The following is a 1,285-nucleotide window of genomic DNA, read 5'->3' on the forward strand; positions in this document are numbered from 1 at the left end:
TCCTGCGGCATCGTAGGTGTAAGTCGTCACCTGGCCCTTTCGGTCAGTCACCGACGCAATCTGTCCTGCGCTGTTCCACGTGTACGTCTCGCTGTGGCCCAGCGGATCGGTCTTGCTCACCGGGCGGCCAATCGCGTTGTACGTGTAAAGCGTGGCTACGCCCTTCGGATCCGTCTCACCAAGCAGATGGCCGTTGCGGTCCCACGTGAAGCGCGTCACACCGCCCAGCGCATCGGTGACACTGGTCGTACGGTCCAGCGCGTCGAGCGTTCGTGCCGTGCTGTCGCCCAGCGGGTCCTGCACCGCCGTCACCCGACCTGCGGCGTTGGTCGTGAACTGCGTGGTGCGATTTAGCGGATCGGTGATCGCCGTGAGGTCCGCGCCGGTATAGGTGAACTTCGTCACGCCCTTGAGGGCGTCCGTCACCGTAAGCGGGCGCCCCTGGCTGTCGTTCGTCTGCGTGGTGCGGTTGCCCAGCCGGTCGGTCACCGTCAGCAGATTGCCCTTTACGTCGTATGTGTAGACGGTGTTCACGCCGCGCTGCGGGTCGCCCGCCTGCGCTTGCGTCAGCAACTGGCTATAGCTGTCGAAAGTACGCGTCACCAACGTACCGTATTGATCGGCCTCGCCAATGCGGTTGCCATTCGCGTCATAGGTGTACGTGTACTGGCGATCGGTCGAGGTGAGATTCGTCACACGTCCATTTGCATCGCGCGTGAAGGTCTGCACCTGTGCGACCGGTTGACCCGCCGGGTATGTGTTACTCACCACCCGTCCGTTTGCGTCGAACACCACGCGCCGGATGCTGCCGCGTCTGTCCGTCACATCGGTCTGCGTGATCGTGCCGCCCGTCACCGTGTAGGCGAAGCCAAACGTGCTGCCGTCAGCGAGCTTCTGGGCGGTCACGCGGTCGCTGTCGTCGTAGGTGTTGACGATCTGCTGGTTGCCTTCAGGATCGGTCACGCTCACCAGACGGCTCTTCGTGTCCCAGCCGTACTTCCATACGCCGCCAGCCGCATCCGTCACCTGCGTGAGGCGGTCCTGGCTGTCGTACTGGTAGTTCACCTGGCGATTCAGCGGGTCGGTGACGCGCGAGATCAGTGGCGTGCCGCGCGCACCCACGATTGACGTGAACGTCAGCGTACGTCCATTGGGACCGATGATGCCGGTGATCGCGCCGGTACTGCTGTTCCGGTTGATCGCCACCGTGTTGCCATTGCGGTCCTGCACGCGGGTCAGGCGATAAAGGCCGGCGATCATCGTGAACTGCCGTGTGCGACCGTCG

The 1,285-nt window shown here is 63.6% G+C and carries 1 pseudogene; it reads right to left on the reverse strand.

The window, feature by feature from the left end:
- Nucleotides 1–1,285, reverse strand: a pseudogene (locus PQR42_RS45460) (RHS repeat-associated core domain-containing protein); the annotation flags it as partial.

It is taken from the genome of Paraburkholderia sediminicola (assembly GCF_046027355.1).
Lineage (GTDB): Bacteria > Pseudomonadota > Gammaproteobacteria > Burkholderiales > Burkholderiaceae > Paraburkholderia > Paraburkholderia sediminicola_B.